The following is a 23,589-nucleotide window of genomic DNA, read 5'->3' as shown; positions in this document are numbered from 1 at the left end:
ACTCCTTGCATTCTCAATTAGCAGAAGCCAAGCAAAATTTGGAACAGCAATTGCAGCAACAGGAATCTTGGCAACAACAGTTGACAGAACGGGAAAACTCGATCGCCCAATTGCATTCTCAACTAGCCGAAACCCAAAATCTCCAACAGCAATTGCATCAGCAATTGTCAGAACGAGAAAACTCCCTCAACTCCTTGCATTCTCAATTAGCAGAAGCCAAGCAAAATTTGGAACAGCAATTGCAGCAACAGGAATCTTGGCAACAACAGTTGACAGAACGGGAAAACTCGATCGCCCAATTGCATTCTCAACTAGCAGAAAAGCAAAATCTCGAACAACAGTTGCATCAGCAATTGTCAGAACGAGAAAACTCCCTCAACTCCTTGCATTCTCAACTAGCCGAAGCCAAGCAAAGTTGGGAACAGCAATTAGCCGAAACAGTACCAAAGTCAAGTTACGAAAGTTTACTTGCTCAGTTATCGGAACGAGAAACCTCCATCCAGCACTTCCAACTTCAACTAACCAAGTTGCAAGCTTTGGAAAATCAATTGAGTCAAAGTTTGGCCAAACAGCGAAATTATGATGCTTTGCAGCAGCAGTCTCAAGAACAGATAAGAACCATCAAAGGTTTACGAGAACAGCTAGCCCAACAGCAATCTGTAGCTGGCATTGGAGAAGCTTATCTCAACAAGTGGCGTCGTCCATAATTTTGATTTAGCAGAAAAAATTACTGCGCGATCGCGTTGTCACAACCCGGAGCTCTTTGTTTAACAAATCGGGGTTGAGACATCGATCGCGTTTTACGTTTTTTTGCAAAATATGAGCATAATATTAAGAAATATTACAATAAATCAATTATGGTCAGCGATCGCACCCCTGTGAGCAAATCCCGCGTCACCGTCATCGGAGCCGGAATCGGCGGGCTCACAGCAGCAGCCCTACTAGCTCGCCGAGGATACAAAGTGCTAGTCTTAGACCAGGCGATTGTCCCTGGCGGATGCGCTTCCACCTTCAAACGCAAAGGCTTTACCTTCGATGTCGGGGCCACCCAAGTCGCAGGATTGGAACCCGGAGGAATTCACCACCGCATATTCTCCGAATTAAACATCGAACTCCCAGCCGCCACACCCTGCGATCCAGCCTGTGCCGTATTTTTACCAGGAGAAAGCACGCCCATTAGCGTCTGGCGAGATCCCCAAAAATGGCAACAAGAAAGACAAAAACAGTTTCCCGGAAGCGAACCATTTTGGCAATTATTATCTACATTATTCCAAGCTAGCTGGAAATTTCAAGGACGTGATCCTGTTTTACCACCCAGAAACTTCTGGGATTTCTGGCAATTAACTAAAGCTGTTCGCCCCGATACTTTGATTACCTTACCTTTCACTTTCATGACAGTGGGAGATGCTCTGCGCCTTTGCGGATTGGGCGACAATTTGCGTCTGAAAACTTTTCTCGATTTGCAATTAAAATTGTATTCTCAAGTAGATACCGAAGAAACAGCCCTACTCTACGCAGCCACAGCTTTAGGAGTCTCCCAAGCACCACAAGGATTGTATCATCTACAAGGGAGTATGCAGGTATTGAGCGATCGACTCGTAGAAGCGATCGAACGAGACGGTGGCAAAGTCTTACTCCGTCACACAGTTGAAAATATTATCACAGCCAACGGCAAAGCTATCGGTACAACTATTCGCAATCAAAAAACTGGCGAAATATGGACAGAAACCGCCGATGATATTGTCGCCAACGTCACCGCCCAAAATCTGGTAAAGTTGTTAGAAACCAATTCAAACATCTCACCAGAAATCGCCGAATTATCGGATACAAAATTTACCGAACCTTCTGGTGATAGCTTGCCACATCAAATGAATGGCTACAAATATCGAGTCGATAAATTGCCACCAGCATCCGGCGCTTTTGTCATCTATTTAGGAGTGAAAGCAAGCGCAATTCCGCCACACTGTCCGCCTCACCTTCAGTTTCTTTATGACTACGAAGGCGAAATAGGAGAGAATAATTCCTTGTTTGTTTCTGTCAGCCATCCGGGAGATGGTAGAGCGCCAACGGGAATGGCCACGGTGATTGCTTCCTCCTTTACCGATACTAGAATGTGGTGGAATTGTGCAGATTATGAAGCTTTGAAGCAAAAATATACGATCGGCGCGATCGCCCGTTTGAGCGAATATTTCAATTTAACACCAGAGGCGATCGTCCATCAAGAATCAGCTACACCCCGCACCTTTGCGCGTTATACAGCCAGAGATAGAGGCATTGTAGGAGGCATCGGCCAGCGAATACCCACCTTCGGACCCTTCGGCTTGGCCAATCGCACACCAATTCAAAACCTCTGGTTAGTCGGCGACTCCACCCATCCCGGAGAAGGAACCGCCGGCGTCTCCTATTCTGCTTTAACAGTCGTGCGCCAAATGAACGCAGAATTTTAATCCATTATTGACAATGACAAAACCTGTAATTGCTTTTTTCAGCAGTCTCCTGAGCATCCTCATAGTATCTGGTGTTTTCAATATAGTTTCGCCCCAGCCAGCCGAGGCTCAATCGACAACTATCTTGATTGCGGCTGCTGCGAGTTTGCAGAATGCGTTAGAGGAAATCGATCCCATATTTGAAAAAGCTCATGCTGGTATCGCAGTCAACTATAACTTGGCAGCATCTGGTCCATTGCATCAGCAAATTCAACAGGGCGCACCAGTCGATGTCTTTATTTCTGCTGCAACTTTGCAGATGGACACACTACAAAATAAAAATCTGATCGTGAACGATACCCGTCGCAATCTATTGACCAATAATCTAGTTTTAATCGTGCCTAATAACTCCACTCAGGGACTAACCAGCTTTCGCCAGTTAACCAACTATAATGTTAAAAGAGTGGCCGTCGGCGAATCCCGCAGTGTTCCCGCTGGACGGTATGCCGCAGAATTATTCAGTAAATTGGGAATCAGCGAGCAAGTGCGATCGAAATTTGTTTACGGTAACTCAGTTCGCAGCGTCTTGGGCGCGGTAGAAACCGGTAACGCAGATGCAGGGGTTGTTTACTTAACAGATGCCAAAATTTCCAATCAAGTTAAGCAAGTAGCAACAGCACCCAGCAACTTACACTCACCCATTGTTTATCCCATCGCGGTAATCAAGGCGAGTCGTAATCAACAGTCGGCCCGTGCTTACGTTAAATTTTTAACGAATACACAATCTCAAAATATCTTCAAGAAATACGGATTTGGAATAGCTAAATGAGGCGGGTACTAAGTAAATCAACTTCATCCAACCTAATATCATAGCTCGATTAATCTTTATGAGAGTGAGGTTTCATCAATGACTTTGAAAGGGTTTCGCAGTGCAATTTTAGATTTTGTGGACGATCCTTTCTATGTGTCTGAATCGGAGAGTGTTCGCTATATTCCAGACGGATTACTCGTTTTAGAACAGGGCAAGGTCAAAGAGCTTGGTGATTATGAGTTACTAAAAGAGAAGTATGTTGGGATTGCCATTGAGTCTTATCCCGATCGTCTCCTCTTGCCTGGATTCATCGATCTACATATTCATTTTCCTCAAACTGGAATTATCGGGGCCTATGGAGAACAACTCTTAGAATGGCTAGAGAAATATATTTTTCCCACCGAGCATAAATTCAAAGATAAAGCCTATTGCGATCGCGTTGCGCCAATTTTTATCGACCAATTATTACGCAATGGTACGACAACTGCCGTTGTACTTGGAGCTGTATTTCCAGAATCAGTAGATTCATTGTTTGAGGAATGCGATCGCAGAAACCTCCGCACGATCGTAGGTAAGGTGATGATGGATCGCCATGCTCCCGATTTTCTCTGTGATACAGCCGAGTCGTCTTACTACCAGAGCAGAGCGCTCATCGAAAAATGGCACGGCAAAAATCGCTTGCTCTATGCTGTCACGCCCCGATTTGCACCAACTTCAACCCCCCAACAACTAACCTACGCCCGCCAGCTTTTAAGCGAATTTCCAGACACCTATTTGCATACGCACCTCTCTGAGAACATGAAGGAAGTGGAATGGGTGCAACAACTTTTTCCAGACAGTCAGGGCTATCTGGATGTTTACGATCGATTTGGCTTGGTGGGAGAGCGCTCCATCTTTGCCCATTGCGTTCAATTAACCGATGCAGAATTCGATCGACTGGCTCAGACAAAAGCCGCGATTGCATTCTGTCCAACTTCTAATTTGTTCTTGGGCAGCGGATTGTTTAATATCGAGCAAGCAACCGCCAAGCACGCACCAATTAAGCTTGGTTTAGCCACCGATGTCGGAGCTGGAACCAGTTTTTCATTGTTGCAAACTGCCAGTGAAGCTTACAAAGTCGCTCAACTTCAGCAGCAAAAGCTTTCACCGTTTCAAGCCATGTTCCTAGCCACACTCGGTGGAGCAAGAGCACTAAAGCTGGAAGATAAAATCGGCAACTTTGATGTAGGTAAAGAAGCAGACTTTGTGATTCTCGATCCACGAGCAACTCCAGTTATGGCATTTAGAAACGAGCAAAACAATGAGCAGATGACACCAATCACCATAGAAGAATTAGGCGAACAGCTATTCAGTACGATCGTCTTAGGCGACGACCGAACAATTGTAGCAACCTATGTTATGGGTGAACTTGTCCATGCTCAATAATATCAAATCCTCTCTTCTCTCCCTCTGTGTCCTCTGTGTTCTCTGCGGTTAAATCATTCCTATACAACGGTCAACAATATTACTATAAATATTAGTCCTGTCATTCACAAAAAAACCTCAGTCTTTATGTTAAAGACTGAGGTCTGATAGCGACAGGTTTAAACCAGTCAGCTATACTCTATTACTATTTGACAGATACCTTTGCGCCCACAGCTTCAAGCTGTTTCTTCATTTCTTCAGCAGCTTCCTTAGCAATAGCTTCCTTAACTGCCTTCGGTGCGGCTTCTACCAAGTCTTTAGCTTCTTTCAAGCCCAAACCGGTAATCGCGCGGACTTCCTTCAGGATGGCAATTTTCTTGTCAGCAGGAACTTCTTCCAACATGACAGTAAACTCGGTTTGCTCTTCTACTTCTTCAGCAGCAGCTCCACCGCCCATACCAGGCATCATCATCATGCCGCCGACAGGAGCAGCAGCGCTCACGCCGAAAGCTTCTTCGATTTGCTTCACCAACTCAGATGCTTCGAGCAAAGTCAAAGACTTAAGTTTTTCCAAGATTTCATCAGTTGCAGTAGACATTTGTTGAACTCCTAATTCGATTTGATTGGTAATTGGTAATTGGTAATTGGTAATTGGTAATTGGTAATTGGTAATTGGTAATTGGTAATTTGTTTTTAACAACTCACAATTGGCAATTCACAATTCACAACTAACAACTAATTAAGCAGCTTCGCTTTCTGTGGAACTGCCGTTATTTTCAGATCCTGCTGAATCGCCGTCTTTTTCAGCATAAGCTTTGAGACCGCGAGCGATCGAAGTAGGAACTTGATTGATACCCACAGCCAGCTTGGTAGCCACACCGTTGATAGCACCAGCAATTTGAGCCATAAGTTGTTCTTTCGATGGCAAATCGGCTAATGCCTTAACATCAGCTTCTTTCAGTACCCGTCCTTCCATCACGCCGCCGCGAAGTTCAGTCTTTTTCGAGACTTTTTGGAATTCTTGGTAAGCTTTAATCGCGCCACCGATATCTTCTTGCACGAACAGAAACGCTGACGTACCAGTCAGCAATTCCTGCATCGGCTGCCAGGTTTTGTCGCCTTCAACCGCAATTCGCATCAGCGTGTTTTTTGCCACTTGGCAACTGCTGCCTTTCGGACGCAAACGCCGACGCAAATCTGTGATTTCAGCCACAGTTAAACCTTTGTAGTCGATCGCGATTACCAGTTGAGATTCGCTCAAGGTTTGCTTGAGGTCTGCAATAATCTCATTTTTTACTGCTAAACTTTTGCCCATACTTATTTCACCTCCTTTAAGGATGATCGAAAACTGACAATCAAAAACCCCGACCTGGGAGCCGGGGCAGAGAATTAAAAATTAAGAATAAAGAATTAAAAATAGTCACTTTTAAATCTTTCTATCCTGAGTTTTTAGTTCTTCAGCCTCGGCAGGAAATTAAGCGCGATCTGCACCTGCGGTCTTCAGCTTATTGATTTTAGATTAGGCCTAACCAGAAGACAGAAATCCGTATTCTTTCTAGCCAGCATCAAGTTTAGTATCACGCAAGGCGCTGATATCGACTTCGATCGACGGGCCCATGGTTGCGGACACGTACAAACTCCGCCAGTAGCGACCTTTAGCACCAGAAGGACGATTGCGGTCAACAGTTTCTTGCAAAGCATGAAGGTTAACCAGCAAATCTTCTGCTGAAAAAGCAGCCTTGCCAAACATAACATGAACGATGCCGGTTTTATCGGCACGGAATTCCATCTTACCACCTTTGAACTCGTTGATCGCCTGAGCCACGTCAGCCGTCACCGTGCCGCCTTTGGGAGAAGGCATCAAACCGCGAGGACCAAGCAATCGACCCAATTTTGCCACCAAGGGCATCACGTCTGGAGTCGCAATCAGGCAATCAAAATCCATCATGCCCTTCTGAATTTCATCAATCAACTCTTCAGAACCAGCAATATCTGCACCAGCATTCAGGGCTTCTTTAACTTTTTCGCCCTTAGCAATCACCGCAACTCTGACTACTTGACCAGTTCCCTTGGGTAACGACACAGTTGTCCGCAACTGCTGGTCAGTATATTTTGGGTCAATTCCTAGACGGATGTGAGCTTCAGCCGACTCAGCAAACTTGGCTGTAGCTGTTTCTTTCAAAAGTTGCAGAGCTTCTAGTGGTAGATAAGCTCTTTCTTCAACTTTCTTTTGCAGTTCTTGCAGTCTTCGCGATACTTTCTTGACCATTTTGATTTTTTGGGGTATGTCGATTGTAGATTTGAGATTTTAGATTTGAGATTGAACTTGTCAGCCAATCCGATATCTAAAATTTGTTCGATTCCTAGCGAAGCTTTGCTTCTCCCCCTGAATCGACTTAGGACTTGTGATTTGGGATTTTAGATTGAAGATTTGAAATTCAAAATCAGGAATTTTGGATTAGAGATTTGGAACTTGGACTAGAAATTAAGAATTCCGACTGAGAAAAAGATTTTCTCTCTTCCTTCTTCACATCGATCTTCTTCCTTCTTCACATCGATCTTCTTCCTTCTTCACATCGATCTTCAATCCGCGATCGCCACGCCCATATTCTTAGCCGTTCCAGCCACAATTTTCATGGCCGCCTCAACATCATTAGCATTAAGGTCAGGCATTTTTGTTTCCGCAATTTCTCGCAGTTGAGCTTGGGTAATCTTGCCTACTTGCTTGCGATTAGGTTCTCCCGAACCTTTTGCAATCCCAGCCGCTTTTTGAATCAAAACCGACGCCGGCGGGGTTTTGAGAATAAAAGTAAAACTGCGGTCTTCAAAAACCGAAATTTCTACTGGAACCACTAGACCCGCTTGGTCTGCGGTTCTAGCATTGTACTCCTTGCAAAACATCATGATATTGACGCCATGCTGACCCAAGGCCGGGCCGATGGGAGGAGCTGGGTTGGCTTTTCCCGCCGTAATCGCCAACTTAATTACTGCAACAACTTTCTTTGCCATTAGTTAGTTCTGTTTCTGAACCTGATTGAACTCTAATTCTACAGGCGTATCGCGCCCAAAAATCGAGAGTAAAACTTTGAGCTTGTTCCGTTCCGGGCTAACTTCAATCACATCACCTTCAAAATCCTTAAATGGCCCGGAAAGTACCACAACGTGGTCTCCTGTTGCCATCGATACTTTGACAACTGGTTCTGATTCCTGAGCATTTCTGAAGATCCGTTCTACTTCTGAGTGACTCAGAGGTAGCGGTTTGACGTGACCCCTGCCGCGCCCGTAGCGGCGTTTCTGCTCTGCCCCGACAAAGTTAATTACGTTCGGGGTATTTTTGATCACCTGCCATGTATCCTCGTCCATAAACATACGGATGAGTACATAGCCGGGAAAGATTTTTTCGTCTGACTGACGTCTGGAACCGTCTTTACCAACTTTAATCGCCGGAGTTTGCGGAATTTCTACTTGAACAATGCGATCTGCAACATCCAAAGTTTGAATCCGCTGCTGTAAGTTTGCCTTCACCCGCTTTTCGCAGCCGGAAGCAACCTGAACAGCATACCAGCGAGCCACGACCGCCGGCACTTCTGGCGAGCCTTTTTCTGCGGTGGTTTCTGTGGAATATTCAGATTCTTCTGATGCAAAAGTCATGGTCCAAACACCTTTGCTGCGCCCCAGTTAAAGAAGTTATCCACCAAGTAGATCAGGCTTGCTGAGAGGATTACCATCAAAAGCACTGCCAAAGACTCGCTGATTAGCTGCTGGCGACTCGGCCAAACCACCTTATCGAGTTCTTCTCTTGTTTCCTTAAAAAAACCCGCAGGGTCAAACCCAGGTGCGGTTATTTCTTGAGTTTCTTGAGCTTCGTCTTTTTTTGCCACAATTGAATCCCCCTTGCGATTTCAGATTTTAGATTTTAGATTTTAGATTGTGTCAGTGGCGATCGGGTCTCAGATTTTTTGACACTAACCACTTAGCCCAATTTCCATCTCAAATCTAAAGCAACCACTTGACAAGCCAAATCTATCTGAGCTTGACACTCCCCGACCATCAGGCGCGGGGATTCTTGGTTCTAGGAAACCACTTAACCTAGAGTCGTGCCGTCATCTAGACTAGAGGTGGGATTCTCCCCAAGCGTTAATTCGGGTCTGCCCTACCCTATTTGCATTGCTGCAAGTCCTGATTTTTGCGAACCGCCCACAAAAATTAATTCTACCCAAAAGCTTGAGATTTCCGCTGTTACCAGCTAATAATCCGGGCGCTTTCGGGCAGAATTTAAGTTTTGGTGATTCAGCGCGCCCTGGAGGACTTGAACCCCCGACATCAGGTTTTGGAGACCTGCGTTCTACCAACTGAACTAAGAGCGCACAGGTGAGGTGGCGAATATTTGCTTAACCTCTAGAATTTTATTCTAACACAGTGCGCTCGTAAATTGGAAACTTTTTTTGAAATTTTGAGAATTTCCAATTTCTGAATGGGGAATAGCCTGAGTGCATTCCTAAAGAGAGCGATCGAACCGCTGTTTGACGCGGGTAGCTTTGCCCACCCGATCGCGCAGGTAGTACAGCTTGGCTCTGCGGACTTTCCCGCGTCGCATCACTTGGATGGTCGCAATCCGGGGCGAGTGAATCAAAAACACCCGTTCTACACCCACACCCTGAAATACACGGCGCACAGTAATAGTTTCATTAATTCCGCCGTTACGCATGGCAATCACAGTGCCTTCGTAGGGCTGAACCCGCTCTTTATTGCCCTCTTTAATTTTCACCCCGACTCGCACTGTGTCGCCGACGTAAATTTCGGGGAGCACTTTGCTGAGTTCTACCTTGACTCTATCTATTTCTTCCATCTCCAGGGAGCGGATTATTTCTGCGCCTTTCATAAGATTTTCCAAAACTCACAATCCCTTATCATATATCGAACTGCCTGTTTTATGTCAAAAAAACTTTATGTTAAATATTTCTGTGAGCGAAATTATACCGTTGTTGGCGATCGCAGCACTAGCTTTGTACGTCGCGGCCAATTTGGGTGCTAACGATGTCGCTAACTCCATGGGAACATCGGTAGGCTCAAAGGCCCTAACGCTGAGGCAGGCAATAATTGTGGCTGGGATACTGGAATTTACAGGGGCGGTGCTTTTCGGCAAAGGAGTTTCCGAAACTCTGGCAACGGGAGTAGTAAATGCAGAAGTCTTTGCCAAGGAACCCCAAGTATTTTTAATCGGGATGGTGTCAGTGCTAGCAGCTTGTGGTTTATGGCTGCAAATCGCTACCCGTATGGGTTTACCAGTTTCTTCATCTCATGCGGTGGTAGGTGCGATCGCCGGTTTTAGCTGGGTAGCTGCGGGCCTTGGTGCTGTTGACTGGCTAACTATCGGCACTATTTCCCTAACTTGGCTGGCGACACCATTCGCCAGTGGTACTTTAGCCGCCATATTTTACAGTTTAGTCAAGTATTCGATTCTCGAGCGACCCGACCCTCTGGCTCGAATGCGCGAATGGATACCTTGGCTGAGTACAGCAATGTTGAGCATATTTGGGATTATTGTATTGCCGTCAGTTGTTGATGTGGTATTTGTGCAGACAGGAATTTTGGCCCAAATCCACCACAGATTTGGCTGGAATATTCCAGTACAGGATGTGACGATTGGCCTTGGGGCGATCGCAACTATGGCCCTTACCCAAACTAGCTGGCAAAAATTAGCATCCGCAGGAACCCCCGTTGAGGGGAATCAAGAAGGAACCCCCCCCTACCCCCCCCTTGGGGGGAAACAAGAGGGAACTCCCCTTGGGGGGAAACAAGAGGGAACTCCCCTTGGGGGGAATCAAGAGGGAACTCCCCTTGGGGGGAAACAAGAGGGAACTCCCCTTTCTCTCTCTCTCATCGAGCAACAAATGGCCAGATTTCAAGCGCTCAGTGCCTGTTTTGTGGCCTTTGCCCACGGTTCCAATGATGTAGGTAATGCCATTGCGCCCTTAGCTGCGATCGTCTATATCCGTCGCACAGGTTCCTTTCCTCTGAATGATTTCACTGTTCCCCTGTGGATTTTAGTCCTCGGAGGTGTCGGAATAGTCATCGGTTTGGCCCTTTGGGGCGAAAATGTGATTGCCACAGTGGGCGAGGGCATCATCCAATTGCAACCAAGTGGCGGATTTTGTGCAGAATTAGCCACGGCTGCTACTGTATTGTTAGCATCCCGCTTGGGGTTGCCTGTTTCCACCTCCCATGCTTTAGTAGGTGCAGTTGTCGGAGTGGGACTTGTCAATAGTTGGAAATCTGTACGTTGGCAAACTTTGCGGTCTATTGGTTCGGCTTGGTTAGTCACAATTCCCATTGCCGCAGGTTTGGCTGCTGGAATTTTCAGTATCGTTCAATGGATTGTACTGAAATAGAAAAACTAGCCAACTCAATAAAATAGTCATGGACTAGAGGGCATTGGGATACGTCAACTGACAGCGAACTAATCCTTCTGATTGCCTCGATTGGGATACTGTCGCAGTGGCAGCAGTTGCCAAGCGGCAGCATCTGCACCCCAGTTGCGAAAAATCTTTACAGAGGCAAAAATTTTAGCGAAACGCCAGTTATAGTAACGCTTCCACTCAGGACACCACTGTGCGGTTTCATCTGCGGTTTGCAAAGCTCTGACTTCGGCTTCGAGTGCTTCAGCATGGCGTTGTAGTATAATTTCTAATTGCACAAAGTGTTCTTCGGGCAATTCCCTCCGGGATAGCTCAGTTTCACGCATTTTTTTACTCTCCAACTTAGCAACTACTATAGTGTCAGCCGTCTTTTAGATAAAGTGACTGAAAATTGTCAACTAATTTACCAAGATAGTTCAGAATACTGAACGAACGTACAGTTTAAATTAGAGGTTATACGTTAATAATGGTGCAAGAGAACAAATACTCCGCAGGCGATCCAGAGGATGCTAAATCGGCTGAACAAGTCCTTAACTCCGTGATTCAGGAGCTGGACGCTTTGCATGAAAATGTTAAGGGCCAGTTAAATCAGGATATTACACGGCTCCAAAGTGAAAAAAATCACTTGATCCAGGATATTGAAAGCCTGAGACAGCAATATCGTAAATTGCAGTCTCAGCAAATGGAATCTTTGTCTGGGCGATATATTCATCAGCAGCAGTTGTGGCTCAAACAGTTGGCTCAAGTTTTGGCTCACAATCTCCAAGATTTGTTAGTGCAGCGGTTTAATGAACTCAGTGTTAATTCGGGACATTCTCTCAGTAGTCCTATTCCCAGTGGCGAGTTCCCCATACCCATGCCACCAAACAACTATGATGAACGCGCTTCTGAGTTATTGGCGGCGCTAGACGAGCGGATCGATCGCAGTTTTCAGATGCTGCAACAAGATTTGAGCAGCTATGAAAGTGAATTGTCGGTGCGGCTAAACAATATGCAAACCTTGGAGCGACAAGGCGAAGAGTTATTGCAGAATCTGGTAAACCGCATCAGGGAAGAACTTGAAGAAGAAGAAGCATATCTTGACAATCCTTTTGATGCAGAAGATTCTTATCCAGAGGAATTAACTAATTCTGTCCGTCCACAAATTATGCCTGCTGTACCTGCTGATAGCCACGAAGCAGTTCCACGGCCCCATCCGGTGCAGCCGACAGCAGCCGTGGCTAAAGCACCTTCTCAAATGCAGATCGGTTTGGTGTTGGCTTTGTCTTCAGCGGTGGTATTGTCGATATTTAATGTTAGTTTGAGAATTCTGATTAAAAGCAGCAATCCTAGGATGATTTTCGGCTGGTTTGAAGTGCCTGGGGTTGTGACTCCTGGTTTTGGAAATTCTCTGTTGATTTTATTGATGCGGTTGATCGTGGTGATGGCTTTGATGCCTGTGTTGGCGACATTTCTTTATCCTTCTGTCTGGAAAGATATTAGGCGGTTGTTCCAGTCTGGCGATCGAGCTTTGTGGAGTAAGGTTTTAGGAAGCGCATTTTTTCTGTTTTTGTCTCAGGTTTTGATTTATTTGGCGATCGGCAATATTCCGGCGGGAATTGCGATTACGATTTTCTTTATTTATCCGATCGTCACGGTACTCGGCTCTTGGATCTTATTTGGTTCACGCCCCAGCACAGTCGGATTGTTAGCGATTTGCGGTATTACCGCAGGCTTGATTTTAGCTGGGTGGCCCAGTTTTACCACTCCGGCTCCCGGCGGTGGCAATGTGGCAGTGGGAGTGACAGCCGCAGTTTGTTCAGGGATTACTTTTGCCGGCTACGTATTGCTGACGCAAATGGCCGCTGGCAAACTGCACCCAATTCCTTTTAGTTTAGTCAATTTTGCCGCGATTTTTGTATTTTCTGCCCTGAGCTTGTGGGTGCCACTGTCAGAAAATTTGGCTCCTAGTATCGATCAAAATGTCTGGCCTGGTTTGATTGTTGGGGGTGTAATTTTAGGTGTGCTGACGCTGTTTAGCTATCTTTTAAATAATTTTGCCATCCGATTTGCCGGGGCTGCTTTAGCATCAGTAATTGGTACTTTAGGACCTGCGATGACGGCGCTTTTAGGATTTCTGATCATTAATGAGAAGTTAAAGCCTGTAGCAATTCTCGGTATGGCTGTGGTGACATTGAGCGTGGCTGCTATGAGTGTCGAACGGATAGTGGCTCCTAAAAAGAAGGCTTCTTGAGGCAATATTTGATTTCTTCTATCTTCTCTTTTTTTTAGGGGCTAGGGCGTGCGGGTGTCATTCTCAGGTAATATCAATTTCGGTATTTTTCAGGGGAATAAAGATTGAGATGGGTGCATCCCAATGTTGGAGCATATATTTGCAAAAAAAAGGATGCTCCCATTGAGATCGAACGCTAGCATCCTCCATGCCAAAAACAAACGGCTTAGTTAGATATCTAACTAAGCCGTTTTGCTGTAAAGCTTGTATGACAAGATCCAACGGAGAGGGAGGGATTCGAACCCTCGTTGAAGTCACCCCCAAACAGCATTTCCAGTGCTGCGCCTTCAACCACTCGGCCACCTCTCCAAAGCTGAACTTTGTTTTTTTAGCCACAGTTTTACTACCTTAGCAGAAGAAATCTGATTTGGCAAGGCCTAATGGCATAAATTTATTGTTTAATGTGGATAGGGCGTAAAACAAGTAGGGCAAATTCTGCTTCCAGATGTCGCAAACCGATTCATATCAAGAATTTGGTCTCCCAACTCAGATCTAAAATCCCAAATCTAAAATCTAAAATTCTATGACTCGCTCTTACACAATTACAATTCACAACAGACAAACAGGGTCGTGCCACACCGTGCAAGTACCCGAAGACCGTTACATCCTCCAAAATGTGGAAAACCAAGGAGTAGATTTACCATATTCTTGCCGAAACGGTGCCTGTACCGCCTGTGCTGTCCGCGTTAAGTCTGGGGAACTGCACCAACCAGAAGCCATGGGACTTTCGGTGGAACTGCAAAAAGAGGGTTATGCTTTGCTGTGTGTCAGTTATCCTCGTTCCAACATGGAAGTAGAGACGCAAGATGAAGATGAAGTATATGAACTTCAATTTGGGCGCTACTTCGGGAAAGGTAAAGTGCGTGTGGCTTTGCCATTAGATGAAGAGTGAGCGCAATGCCGAGGGGAATATGCAAAATGCCAAGTTTCATTCTTCATCTCCTAGGTTTTGGCTACGCTGGGTACAAGTACGCAAGGACTAATGCGGAGGCTCGGCTGGGCATAAGTGCCCAATGGCGCAAGTTTGTGCATCGATTATTATCGATCGCCCTTTGTTGGTTGTTAGTTAGCTGCCAAAAACCAGAAATTCCCACAGGAACTTTCGTGAAAGTACAACGGACTGTCAGCGGACAAACTATCGAAATTGTCCGTACCGCAGACAAAATTGCGCTGTTAGAACAAGTTAGGCTGATTGGGATTGAGGCACCGGATTTAAAGCAACAGCCTTGGGGAGAAGCAGCCAAAAACCAACTGGAACAGCTTATTGGTGGGAAACAGGTGTTGTTAGAATTAGATGTTGAGGACAAAGATAGGTTCGATCGCTTCTTAGCCTATTTGTGGGAGGATGGAGTGTTGGTGAATGAACGGCTAGTTAAAGAAGGTTACGCTTTGGCAACGGTGCGATCGCCTAACAAGAAATACCAGCAGCGACTTGTCAATGCTCAAGAATGGGCAAGAATAATGGGTAAAGGGATTTGGAATCCTCAACAGCCACTGCGTCAAACTCCAGGAGAATTTCGCCAGCAAAATAACCAATAACAAATAACAAATAACAAATAACAAATAACCAATGACTAATAAAATTCAAGACTTATTAGAAATAGCCACCGAAGCTGCCCTCGCTGCTGGTTCGGTTCTGCAATCTTTCTGCGGAAAATTAGAAGAAATTCAAGAAAAAGGTCGATCGGGAGATTTAGTCACAGAAGCCGACAAAGCCTCCGAAGCGGTGATTTTAGAAATTCTGGGTCGCCATGTACCAGACCACGGGATACTTGCTGAAGAATCGGGTAAATTAGGGGATGCCAGTAGCAAATATTTGTGGGCGATCGACCCTTTGGACGGTACAACTAATTATGCCCACCAATATCCCTTTGCCTGTGTGTCGATCGGACTTTTAATTGAAGGATTACCACAAATTGGGGTAATTTTCGATCCATTTCATAACGAATTGTTTCGGGCTGCCAAAGGATTGGGTGCTACCCGCAATCGACGGGCGATCTCCGTTTCCCAAACCTCTATATTGACCAAAAGTTTGTTAGTTACTGGCTTTGCTTACGATCGACGAGAAACAGCCGATAATAACTATGCCGAATTCTGTCATCTCACCCACCTCACCCAAGGAGTGCGACGCAGTGGCTCAGCAGCTCTCGACCTAGCTCACGTCGCCTGCGGCCGCTTAGATGGATACTGGGAACGGGGACTGTCTCCTTGGGATGTAGCCGCCGGCGTAGTCATTGTCTCGGAAGCTGGAGGTAAAGTTACAGCCTATGACGAGAGTCCCTTTGAGATTAACTCTGGTCGAGTTTTGGCGACAAACGGTAAGATTCATGCTGAACTCAGCGACGCATTGCTCAAAACACCCCCTTTATCGTCTTGGGGGTAGCCGCCCGGAGCCGAGGGCTAAGCATTAGTACGGGGGTCATAACCCCTTAACAGAAGCTACATTAAAGAATAAAGCATCGTCACAAGCCTGGGAAAGGAGAGTAATATTTATGTCTTTTGAAATGACAAAAGGGCTGTTTAAGTTTGACTTTACAGATCAGCACGCAATTTTGGGAGTTCCCTTAGATGCTGAGTTTAACGACATCCGCAAGCGCTACATGAAAATAGTCCGCCGCTTGCACTCGGATACTTGCCCTTTTGAAAATCAAGCTGATAAAGATTGGGCTAATCAGTTTTTGTCAAAAGTGGTCAATCCTGCTTACAACAAATTCTCCAAGGAAAGCGATCGCAAAGAATATAATTTGCTACTAACGGCTATCAGCAAGCGGGCCACGAAAGAAAAAGAGAAACAGCAAATCGAAAGCGCAGAAGCCAAACAGTTAGCCAGGGCGGGAAATTGGGAAGAAACTTACAAAACCGCAATGAGCAAACTGGCGGACAACCAATACGAATCCGTTGAGCAAGCCCTAGAGGTCATCAATCAAATGAGCGAACTCAATCTGGTTTACCTGCTGCGAAAAGAAAACGTCATGATTCCAACCGGGGTGGTAACTCCGAAACCGGACGAGCCAAAGAAAAAAGAATTAAAAGTAGTACCTCCGACTCCGGTTGTTCCTCCACAGCCACCCAAAAAAGATTCCCTGGTGGAACAAAATTGTCGCCGTGCTCAGGGGTTCATGGATAGCAAAAATTACGCCAAAGCAATTTTGGAGTTGAGGGAAGCTCAAAAGCGCGAACCGAAAAATAGCAAGTGTCACGCTATGTTGGCAATGTGTTATTTGATGCAAGGTCAAGGAACAATGGCTAAGCTGGAGGTGCAAAAAGCTTTGGTATCTAATCCAGAAGAACCGATGGCTTTGGAAGTCAAGAAAAAGCTGGAACAGCCAGCTTCCGCGACGAAAGCTAAAAAGGGTCAGGATAAGCAAGGTGGCTTTTTTGCTAGTTTTTCCAATCTATTTGGTGGGGGGAAGAAGAAATGATGAGACGGAGGCAAAAAAATTAGACTTGGTGATAGTTGAATTGGTTAAAGTCGAATGCTAAACTGGTCTGGTTCGACTTTAACATCGTCCCCTCAAGCTAAGTTTGTAGCTGCATCGAAAATCCCCAATCTAAAATCCCAAATTGATATGGTTCACCAACCCCCATCGGGCGCAAGAGATTTATTGCCCCTTGACGTAGCTCAAAAAATTTCGATCGAACGCCGTTTGCAGCAAGTTTTTCATCGCTGGGGCTATCACCGGATTATTACTTCGACTCTAGAAAGGCTGGAGACATTGATGGCTGGAGGGGCGATCGACCGATCGACCTTGATTCAATTGCAAGATGCCGTCGATGGAGAACTAGGCTTGCGTCCAGAATTGACTGCTTCCATCGCCCGCGCTGCTGTGATGCGGATGGCCGGGACTCCCTGGCAGCCTCAGCGTCTGTATTACAACGCTAATGTGTTCCGCAAAGGCCCCGATACAGGCTCTGGGGGGCAGCAGGAGTTCTATCAAGCAGGGGTAGAGTTGCTAGGCTCCGGGGGGACGATGGCTGATGCGGAAGTGCTACTACTGCTATCTGAGTGCTTGCAGGGTTTAGAAATTGATGACTGGCATTTGGTGCTGGGAGAAGCGGGTTTAACTGCTAGTTTGTTGGAACCGTTTCCGCCAAATGTGCGCTCCCAAGTTCGGGGGGCGATCGCCAATCTCGATCGAGTAGGCTTGGAAAATTTACCACTGTCTACGGAATTGCGAGAAAGAGCTCTACTATTATTTGACTTGCGGGGCCGCCCAGAAGATGTGTTTCCTGTGGTGGCAAAGCTCGATTTAGATGAGCCACAACAAGCAGCCTTAAATAATCTGAAATCGGCGATCGAATTGCTATACCAATGTCAATCTAAAATCCCGAATCTGAAATCGCATATCCACCTGGACTTGAGTTTAATTCAAACCTTTGACTACTACACGGGAATTGTGTTTGAAGTTGTCAGCAGTCCCCAGACGGGACAGCGAGTGTTGGGACAAGGGGGAAGGTACGATCGCCTCTTGGGATTGTTCGATCCTAAAAGGCAAAATCACCCTGGAATTGGGTTTTGTTTGAATATTGAAGATTTGCACCAAATTTTATTAACTGAGGGTCAATTGGCGCAGGAGACCCCAGCCAGTGACTTTTTGGTTGTGCCTCAAACCTCAGATGCCGAGGCTGCGGCTTTTGTTTATGCTCGAAAACTTCGAGAGTCTAGCGATGTAGTTCGAGTAGAAATGGATTTGGAGAGTCGGGAGACTGTGGAGGGGGTGCGGGAATATGCGCGCGATCGACGCATTGCTCAAATTGCCTGGGTGAATGCCGAAGGATTCCCGACAATTGAAATGGTAAATTAATAGCTCAGTCCTGGACGGACTATCAACCTAAAAAACCCGGTACGATCGCGGAGAACACTGTGTCACATACTATCGTTACGAATATTTGCGAAGGGGTTGCTGATTGCGTCGGCGCTTGTCCGGTTGCTTGCATCCAACCTGGCGATGGCAAAAATGTCAAGGGTACAGATTGGTTTTGGATTGATTTTGATACCTGCATTGACTGCGGTATTTGTTTGCAGGTGTGTCCTGTTGAAGGTGCGATAGTCGCCGATGAGCGGCCAGAGTTACAGCAAACTCCCACTTGATTTAATTGACTCTTTTCTTCCTTTGTGTCATAAGCGTCTTCGCGGTTCGTTAAAGTTTTATAGGGACTTTTTTTACTAACCACAGAGGGCGCAGAGGACACAGAGAGGAAGGTTGAGAAATATCGAAAAATCTCAAGTTTATATATCTTAATTGCAGGTAATTAATTATGCTACTTTTAGATCCAGAAACTCTGGTTCCTGCCGCTCAACAGCGCGTCATTTTATATGAGGTGACTTGGGAACAATATAAGCAACTTTCTGATACGTTTTGCGAGAAGAAGGTTATGAGTTAATTTCAAGGAGTGAATTTTTGCCAGAGTTGGACTTATCTGTATTGGGTCAATATGTCGGCTCTGTCAATCAGACTGAAGCTATCATTGCTTATAGAACTTTTTTGCAAACAGCTAAGTAGCTAAACTTATTTAACCAATAACTAATCACCAATGCAATCGATCGCACTTTCCCAGACTCACCTATTATCTATCCGCAGCCACGCCGAAAACACCTACCCTGAAGAGTGCTGCGGTTTGTTGTTAGGTACGATCGCTGGCAATGTTAAAACCTTGGTAGCAGTTTGGCCTACCAAAAATGCTTGGAGTTCGGAAACTGAAGATAATTGCTCAGAAGCAAAAATATTGACAAAAAAACGCAGATATGCTATATCACCACAAGATATGCTGGAGGGAATGAAAGAGGGGCGCGATCGCAATTTAGACATTATCGGCATCTACCATTCTCACCCAGATGGTCAGGCAGTACCCTCAGAGTGCGATCGCACCCTCGCCTGGCCGCAATACTCCTACGTCATTGTGTCCGTTCCACAAGGCAGTGGTGAAGATGTCCGCAGTTGGACTTTAGACACAGAAAACAAATTTCAAGCCGAGGAAATCCTCACAGTAGATTAAGAAATAATTACTAAAAATCACAAAGATGCCAAACTGCGAAAGATTTAGATAGGATATAATTCAAAATCGGCGCTACACAGAATATCATGCTAAATCCTAATCTGGACGAGATCCAGCTCAACAAAGAAGAATACGAACGCTACTCTCGCCACCTAATCCTGCCAGAAGTTGGATTGGACGGGCAGAAGCGTCTCAAAGCTGCCAGCGTACTCTGTATCGGGACAGGAGGACTCGGTTCCCCACTGCTGCTGTATTTAGCAGCGGCAGGGATTGGTCGCATTGGTATTGTAGACTTTGATGTTGTTGACACTTCCAACTTGCAGCGGCAGGTAATTCACGGCACATCTTGGATAGGAAAACCCAAGATTGAATCGGCTAAAAATCGGATTTTAGAAATCAATCCTTTGTGTCAAGTTGATTTGTACGAAACTCGCGTTAGTTCCGAAAATGCGATCGCCATTGCGACACCCTATGACATCATTATCGATGGCACAGACAACTTCCAAACTCGCTACTTGATGAACGACGTTTCGGTGCTTTTAAACAAGCCCAACGTCTATGGTTCCATCTTCCGATTTGAAGGCCAAGCAACAGTTTTCAACTACGAAGGTGGCCCCAATTACCGAGATTTGTACCCAGAACCCCCACCGCCGGGGATGGTACCTTCCTGTGCTGAAGGTGGCGTTTTAGGCGTATTACCAGGAGTTATTGGCTGCATTCAAGCCACTGAAGCAATCAAAATTATCTTGGGTCAAGGCACTACTTTGAGCGGCAGACTGTTGCTGTACAATGCCTTAGACATGACATTCCGGCAGTTAAAACTGCGACCAAATCCAGTGCGCCCAGTAATTGAAAAATTAATCGATTACGAACAATTCTGCGGTATTCCTCAAGCCAAAGCAGACGAAGCAAAAATACAAGTTTCTGAGATGACTGTCACGGAACTTAAGCAGTTAATCGATAGCGGTGCGAAGGATTTTCTGCTGCTGGATGTTCGGAATCCTAACGAGTATCAAATTGCTCAAATTCCTGGGTCAGTATTAGTACCTTTACCGGATATTGAAAACGGCAATGGTGTTGAGAAAGTCAAGGAATTGTTGAATGGCCACCGATTGATTGCACATTGCAAAATGGGCGGGCGTTCGGCGAAGGCTTTGGGTATTTTGAAGGAAGCTGGTATTGAGGGGATTAATGTTAAGGGCGGAATTACGGCTTGGAGTCAAGAAGTAGACCCCTCAGTGCCTCAATATTAAGTCTAATCCAATTCGTTGTTGGCATCAGAATTAAATCTCTCCCCGTACTCTGCTTCCTCTGCGTCCTTAGCGGTTAAATCATATCGTTGACCGTTGTATCGGAATGATTTAACCGCGAAGGCGCTAAGGACGCGAAGGAAGAGAAGAGAGAGTTTAATACAGGACGATGAAGAGAGGATTTTATATCATATCGTTGACCGTTGTATCGGAATGATTTAACCACAGAGAATACAGAGGACACAGAGAAAGAGTAGAGAGAAATAATAATTCCGATGTCAACGGATTTGATATCATTTCGATACAAGCGGAAACTAGATCAAAAATAATGCTGTGTCCCTACCCAATATCTCTATTGGGTAGGGACACAGCAGTGCTGTGTCCTATATTACAGGACTCTCGATTAAACGCTGAAAGCGAGTTCAGGTAATTTGGGTTCCGATGAGTCACCGGGTAATACCTTCACTACACCGTTTTCATCGACATCTACGATCGCACTTTGGCCTTCTTTTAGCCTACCAGACAACATTTCCTCAGCCAGTACATCTTCCAGCAATCGCATAATTGCGCGCCGTAAGGGTCGGGCACCATAACTGGGGTTGTAGCCTTCTTTAACTAACAGTTCCTTGAACGCTTCTGTGACAGACAAGGTAATTTCCTGTTCGGTTAATCGGCTGAAAAGTTGCTGCAACATGATGTCAGCAATCTGCTTGACTTCTTGTTTGTTCAACTGGCGGAAGACGATAATTTCATCCAAGCGGTTGAGAAATTCTGGACGGAAAAACTGTTTCAGTTCCTCATTTACCAAATTCCGAACTCGGTTGTATTGACCATCGGCTGCATCTTCAGCAAAGTCAAAACCGAGGCCGCCGCCACCTTTTTCTATCACTTTAGAACCGATGTTTGAGGTCATAATCAGCAGGGTATTCTTGAAGTCTACTGTCCGACCTTTGGCATCAGTCAGGCGGCCGTCTTCTAAGATTTGCAGCATCATGTTGAAGACATCGGGGTGGGCTTTTTCGATTTCGTCGAATAAGACTACCGTGTAAGGACGGCGACGGACTGCTTCTGTGAGTTGGCCGCCTTCGTCGTAGCCGACGTAACCCGGAGGTGAACCGATCAGTTTGGAAACCGTGTGGCGTTCCATATACTCGGACATATCTAACCGAATCATCGCTTCTTCGGAACCGAAGAAATAAGCTGCTAAAGCTTTTGTTAGTTCCGTTTTACCGACGCCTGTGGGGCCGGAAAAGATGAAACTGGCGATCGGGCGATTGGGATTTTTTAACCCTACCCGTGCGCGACGGATGGCCTTAGAAACTGCGGTGACAGCTTCTTCTTGACCGATTAAGCGCTGGTGCAAAGTTTCTTCCATGTGCAGCAGCAATTCTGATTCGGATTCTGTCAGTTTGCTGACTGGTACTCCTGTCCAATTGGCGACGATGTGGGCGATGTCTTCTTCGGTAACGACGGGAGAGATTCTTACCTGGCTTTTGTTGATCGTGGCTTCGGCGATTTCGGCTTCAATTTCTAATTCACGATCGCGCAATTTGCTGGCTTTCTCGAAGTCTTGTTCCCGAACAGCGATATCCTTCTCTTTGCTGACAGCCGGCAGTTGCTTTTTGAGCTCTTTGACTTCTGGCGGAGTTTGGGAATTCAGCACATGGACGCGGGAACCTGCTTCGTCAATTAAGTCGATCGCCTTGTCTGGCAAAAATCGATCGTTAATGTACCTGTCTGACAATGTAGCTGCTGCTTCTAAAGCTGCATCAGAAATTGTCAGTTTGTGATGCTGTTCGTAAGCCGATCGCAAACCATACAATATTTCGATCGTTTCCGCCACACTCGGTTCGCCAACTTTAATCGGTTGGAACCGCCTTTCTAAGGCTGCATCGCGCTCAATGTATTTGCGATATTCGTCTAGGGTAGTGGCACCTACACACTGCAATTCCCCTCTGGCTAGGGCAGGTTTGAGCATATTGGAGGCATCCATACTGCCTTGAATTGCCCCTGCACCCACTAAGGTATGAATTTCGTCAATTACCAAAATGATGTTGCCTGCTGCTCGAATTTCCGCCATGATTTTGGTCAGGCGTTCTTCAAATTCGCCACGGAATTTTGTCCCTGCAATCAGCGAACCCATATCGAGGCTGATTACTTGTTTGTCTTCCAAAATTTCCGGGACGTTTCTGTTGACAATCCGCTGGGCGAGTCCTTCGGCGAGGGCTGTTTTGCCTACTCCCGGTTCGCCGACTAGCACGGGGTTATTCTTCGTGCGGCGGCCTAGCACTTGAATGACGCGCTCGATTTCGTTTTCGCGACCCACGACTGGATCTAGTTTACCTTCGGCTGCTAACTTGGTGAGGTTTGTGCCGAATTCTTCTAGAGTCGGGATTTTGCGATCGGTATTTTGACGGCCTCCCGATACCGCAGCCACTTCTCCTACGGCACGAATTACCTGGGTGCGGACTCTGGCGCGATCGATCCCCAAGTTTTGCAGCACTTTTGCCGCCACACCTTCATCGTCTTGGATCAGTCCCAGTAAAATATGTTCGGTGCCGATGTAATTGTGCCCTAGCTGCCGCGCTTCATTCAGCGCTGTCTCAAAAATCCGCTTCACGCGAGGTGTAAACGGAATTTCAGGGGGTAGGAAGCCGGAACCTCTGCCGATGATATTTTCGATTTCATTGCGCGCCTCTTTCAAGTTGAGGCCCATTTCTAGTAATACTTTTGCAGCGATGCCAGTGCCTTCGCCCACGAGTCCCAGGAGGATTTGCTCAGTACCCACAAAATTGTGGCCCAGGCGGCGCGCTTCCTCTTGGGCTAGCATTATTGCTTTAATGGCTTGTTCTGTAAAGCGTTCAAACATATTTTCCCATCCTACTAACTTGGCTAGGGCTGTATCGCTGCTGGTGAGGAGCGATTTTGAGTAATACACAAATTATATATGTAAATTTTTGTGTATTTACTTCAATATAATGTATCGCTGCTGAGGATGTGCCGACAGTGA

22 protein-coding genes, 2 tRNA genes, 1 pseudogene and 1 other annotated feature are annotated in these 23,589 nt (G+C 46.0%); of the genes and pseudogenes, 14 read left to right on the top strand and 11 right to left on the bottom strand.

Translation table 11 applies throughout. The features are described 5' to 3' along the window. From AAFP14_RS12285 to guaD, 4 genes and pseudogenes are all read left to right on the top strand, one after another. Positions 1–707: pseudogene (locus AAFP14_RS12285) on the top strand (CopG family transcriptional regulator); the annotation flags it as partial. 150 nt (positions 708–857) lie between these two features. Next, complete coding sequence (gene crtD, locus AAFP14_RS12280; protein WP_341732538.1) at positions 858–2,447, top strand: C-3',4' desaturase CrtD; 1,590 nt, start codon at positions 858–860, stop codon at positions 2,445–2,447. 13 nt (positions 2,448–2,460) lie between these two features. After that, a complete protein-coding gene (gene modA, locus AAFP14_RS12275) occupies positions 2,461–3,255 on the top strand; it encodes a molybdate ABC transporter substrate-binding protein (RefSeq protein WP_341732537.1) in 795 nt (264 codons plus the stop codon). Positions 3,256–3,333: 78 nt separating this feature from the next. Then, a complete protein-coding gene (guaD, locus tag AAFP14_RS12270) occupies positions 3,334–4,662 on the top strand; it encodes a guanine deaminase (RefSeq protein ID WP_341732536.1) in 1,329 nt (442 codons plus the stop codon). 184 nt (positions 4,663–4,846) lie between these two features. Here the strand turns inward: guaD and rplL are convergent, their stop codons facing one another. The 8 genes from rplL to rplS all read right to left on the bottom strand — a co-directional run bounded on the left by rplL (position 4,847) and on the right by rplS (position 9,523). Beyond that, positions 4,847–5,239: a 50S ribosomal protein L7/L12 gene (gene rplL, locus AAFP14_RS12265; protein ID WP_340525229.1), complete on the bottom strand. Its 393-nt coding sequence runs from the start codon at positions 5,237–5,239 to the stop codon at positions 4,847–4,849. Positions 5,240–5,380: 141 nt separating this feature from the next. Next, positions 5,381–5,956: a 50S ribosomal protein L10 gene (rplJ, locus tag AAFP14_RS12260; protein ID WP_341732535.1), complete on the bottom strand. Its 576-nt coding sequence runs from the start codon at positions 5,954–5,956 to the stop codon at positions 5,381–5,383. A gap of 32 nt (positions 5,957–5,988) precedes the next feature. Then, positions 5,989–6,163, bottom strand: a sequence feature (ribosomal protein L10 leader region). A 33-nt stretch (positions 6,164–6,196) separates the two neighbouring features. Continuing rightward, on the bottom strand, positions 6,197–6,910 hold the full coding sequence (rplA, locus tag AAFP14_RS12255; RefSeq protein WP_341732534.1) for a 50S ribosomal protein L1: 714 nt from the start codon (positions 6,908–6,910) through the stop codon (positions 6,197–6,199). Positions 6,911–7,224: 314 nt separating this feature from the next. Then, complete coding sequence (gene rplK, locus AAFP14_RS12250) at positions 7,225–7,650, bottom strand: 50S ribosomal protein L11 (RefSeq protein ID WP_194061482.1); 426 nt, start codon at positions 7,648–7,650, stop codon at positions 7,225–7,227. A gap of 3 nt (positions 7,651–7,653) precedes the next feature. Further along, positions 7,654–8,292, bottom strand: coding sequence for a transcription termination/antitermination protein NusG (gene nusG, locus AAFP14_RS12245; RefSeq protein ID WP_340526069.1), 639 nt, complete (start codon positions 8,290–8,292; stop codon positions 7,654–7,656). Next, positions 8,289–8,522, bottom strand: a complete 234-nt coding sequence (gene secE / locus AAFP14_RS12240) for a preprotein translocase subunit SecE (RefSeq protein ID WP_341732533.1) — start codon at positions 8,520–8,522, stop codon at positions 8,289–8,291. The genes nusG and secE overlap by 4 nt, the downstream gene beginning before the upstream one ends. Positions 8,523–8,935: 413 nt before the next feature. Next, positions 8,936–9,008, bottom strand: a tRNA-Trp gene (locus tag AAFP14_RS12235). Positions 9,009–9,139: 131 nt separating this feature from the next. Next, a complete protein-coding gene (rplS, locus tag AAFP14_RS12230) occupies positions 9,140–9,523 on the bottom strand; it encodes a 50S ribosomal protein L19 (protein WP_340526073.1) in 384 nt (127 codons plus the stop codon). A gap of 67 nt (positions 9,524–9,590) precedes the next feature. Between rplS and AAFP14_RS12225 the strand changes: the two genes are divergently transcribed. Then, positions 9,591–11,033, top strand: a complete 1,443-nt coding sequence (locus tag AAFP14_RS12225) for an inorganic phosphate transporter (protein ID WP_341732532.1) — start codon at positions 9,591–9,593, stop codon at positions 11,031–11,033. A 68-nt stretch (positions 11,034–11,101) separates the two neighbouring features. Here the strand turns inward: AAFP14_RS12225 and AAFP14_RS12220 are convergent, their stop codons facing one another. Continuing rightward, positions 11,102–11,386: a hypothetical protein gene (locus AAFP14_RS12220; protein WP_341732531.1), complete on the bottom strand. Its 285-nt coding sequence runs from the start codon at positions 11,384–11,386 to the stop codon at positions 11,102–11,104. A gap of 140 nt (positions 11,387–11,526) precedes the next feature. On the opposite strand from AAFP14_RS12220, the gene AAFP14_RS12215 reads away from it, so the two are divergent. Next, the gene (locus AAFP14_RS12215) at positions 11,527–13,293 is read left to right on the top strand and encodes an EamA family transporter (protein WP_341732530.1); all 1,767 of its coding nucleotides are present in this window, start codon (positions 11,527–11,529) and stop codon (positions 13,291–13,293) included. Between the two features lie 261 nt (positions 13,294–13,554). On the opposite strand, the gene AAFP14_RS12210 is transcribed toward AAFP14_RS12215, so the two are convergent. Next, a tRNA-Ser gene (locus AAFP14_RS12210) sits at positions 13,555–13,641 on the bottom strand. A 214-nt stretch (positions 13,642–13,855) separates the two neighbouring features. Here AAFP14_RS12210 and AAFP14_RS12205 point away from each other — a divergent pair. From AAFP14_RS12205 to moeB, 8 genes are all read left to right on the top strand, one after another. Further along, positions 13,856–14,224, top strand: coding sequence for a 2Fe-2S iron-sulfur cluster-binding protein (locus tag AAFP14_RS12205; RefSeq protein ID WP_341732529.1), 369 nt, complete (start codon positions 13,856–13,858; stop codon positions 14,222–14,224). A gap of 26 nt (positions 14,225–14,250) precedes the next feature. Beyond that, positions 14,251–14,871 carry a thermonuclease family protein gene (locus AAFP14_RS12200; RefSeq protein WP_341732528.1) on the top strand — a complete coding sequence of 207 codons (621 nt, stop codon included), beginning with the start codon at positions 14,251–14,253 and terminating at the stop codon, positions 14,869–14,871. Between the two features lie 31 nt (positions 14,872–14,902). After that, on the top strand, positions 14,903–15,715 hold the full coding sequence (locus tag AAFP14_RS12195; RefSeq protein WP_341732527.1) for an inositol monophosphatase family protein: 813 nt from the start codon (positions 14,903–14,905) through the stop codon (positions 15,713–15,715). A gap of 109 nt (positions 15,716–15,824) precedes the next feature. Continuing rightward, a complete protein-coding gene (locus AAFP14_RS12190) occupies positions 15,825–16,754 on the top strand; it encodes a J domain-containing protein (RefSeq protein WP_341732526.1) in 930 nt (309 codons plus the stop codon). A 147-nt stretch (positions 16,755–16,901) separates the two neighbouring features. Next, the gene (locus tag AAFP14_RS12185; RefSeq protein WP_341732630.1) at positions 16,902–18,137 is read left to right on the top strand and encodes an ATP phosphoribosyltransferase regulatory subunit; all 1,236 of its coding nucleotides are present in this window, start codon (positions 16,902–16,904) and stop codon (positions 18,135–18,137) included. Positions 18,138–18,196: 59 nt separating this feature from the next. Then, entirely contained in the window at positions 18,197–18,424 is a 228-nt protein-coding gene (locus AAFP14_RS12180; RefSeq protein ID WP_341732525.1) for an indolepyruvate ferredoxin oxidoreductase subunit alpha, read from the top strand. A 443-nt stretch (positions 18,425–18,867) separates the two neighbouring features. After that, positions 18,868–19,329 carry a M67 family metallopeptidase gene (locus tag AAFP14_RS12175; RefSeq protein WP_341732524.1) on the top strand — a complete coding sequence of 154 codons (462 nt, stop codon included), beginning with the start codon at positions 18,868–18,870 and terminating at the stop codon, positions 19,327–19,329. A gap of 86 nt (positions 19,330–19,415) precedes the next feature. Next, on the top strand, positions 19,416–20,582 hold the full coding sequence (gene moeB / locus AAFP14_RS12170) for a molybdopterin-synthase adenylyltransferase MoeB (protein ID WP_341732523.1): 1,167 nt from the start codon (positions 19,416–19,418) through the stop codon (positions 20,580–20,582). Between the two features lie 400 nt (positions 20,583–20,982). On the opposite strand, the gene AAFP14_RS12165 is transcribed toward moeB, so the two are convergent. Then, on the bottom strand, positions 20,983–23,448 hold the full coding sequence (locus AAFP14_RS12165) for an ATP-dependent Clp protease ATP-binding subunit (RefSeq protein ID WP_341732629.1): 2,466 nt from the start codon (positions 23,446–23,448) through the stop codon (positions 20,983–20,985). Positions 23,449–23,589 lie beyond the last annotated feature (141 nt).

The sequence above is a fragment of the Microcoleus sp. EPA2 genome (assembly GCA_020882975.1).
In the GTDB taxonomy this organism is placed as follows: domain Bacteria; phylum Cyanobacteriota; class Cyanobacteriia; order Cyanobacteriales; family Microcoleaceae; genus Microcoleus.
The sequence above is the reverse complement of the archived record's forward strand: the minus strand, read 5'-3'. Positions and strand labels throughout refer to the sequence as shown.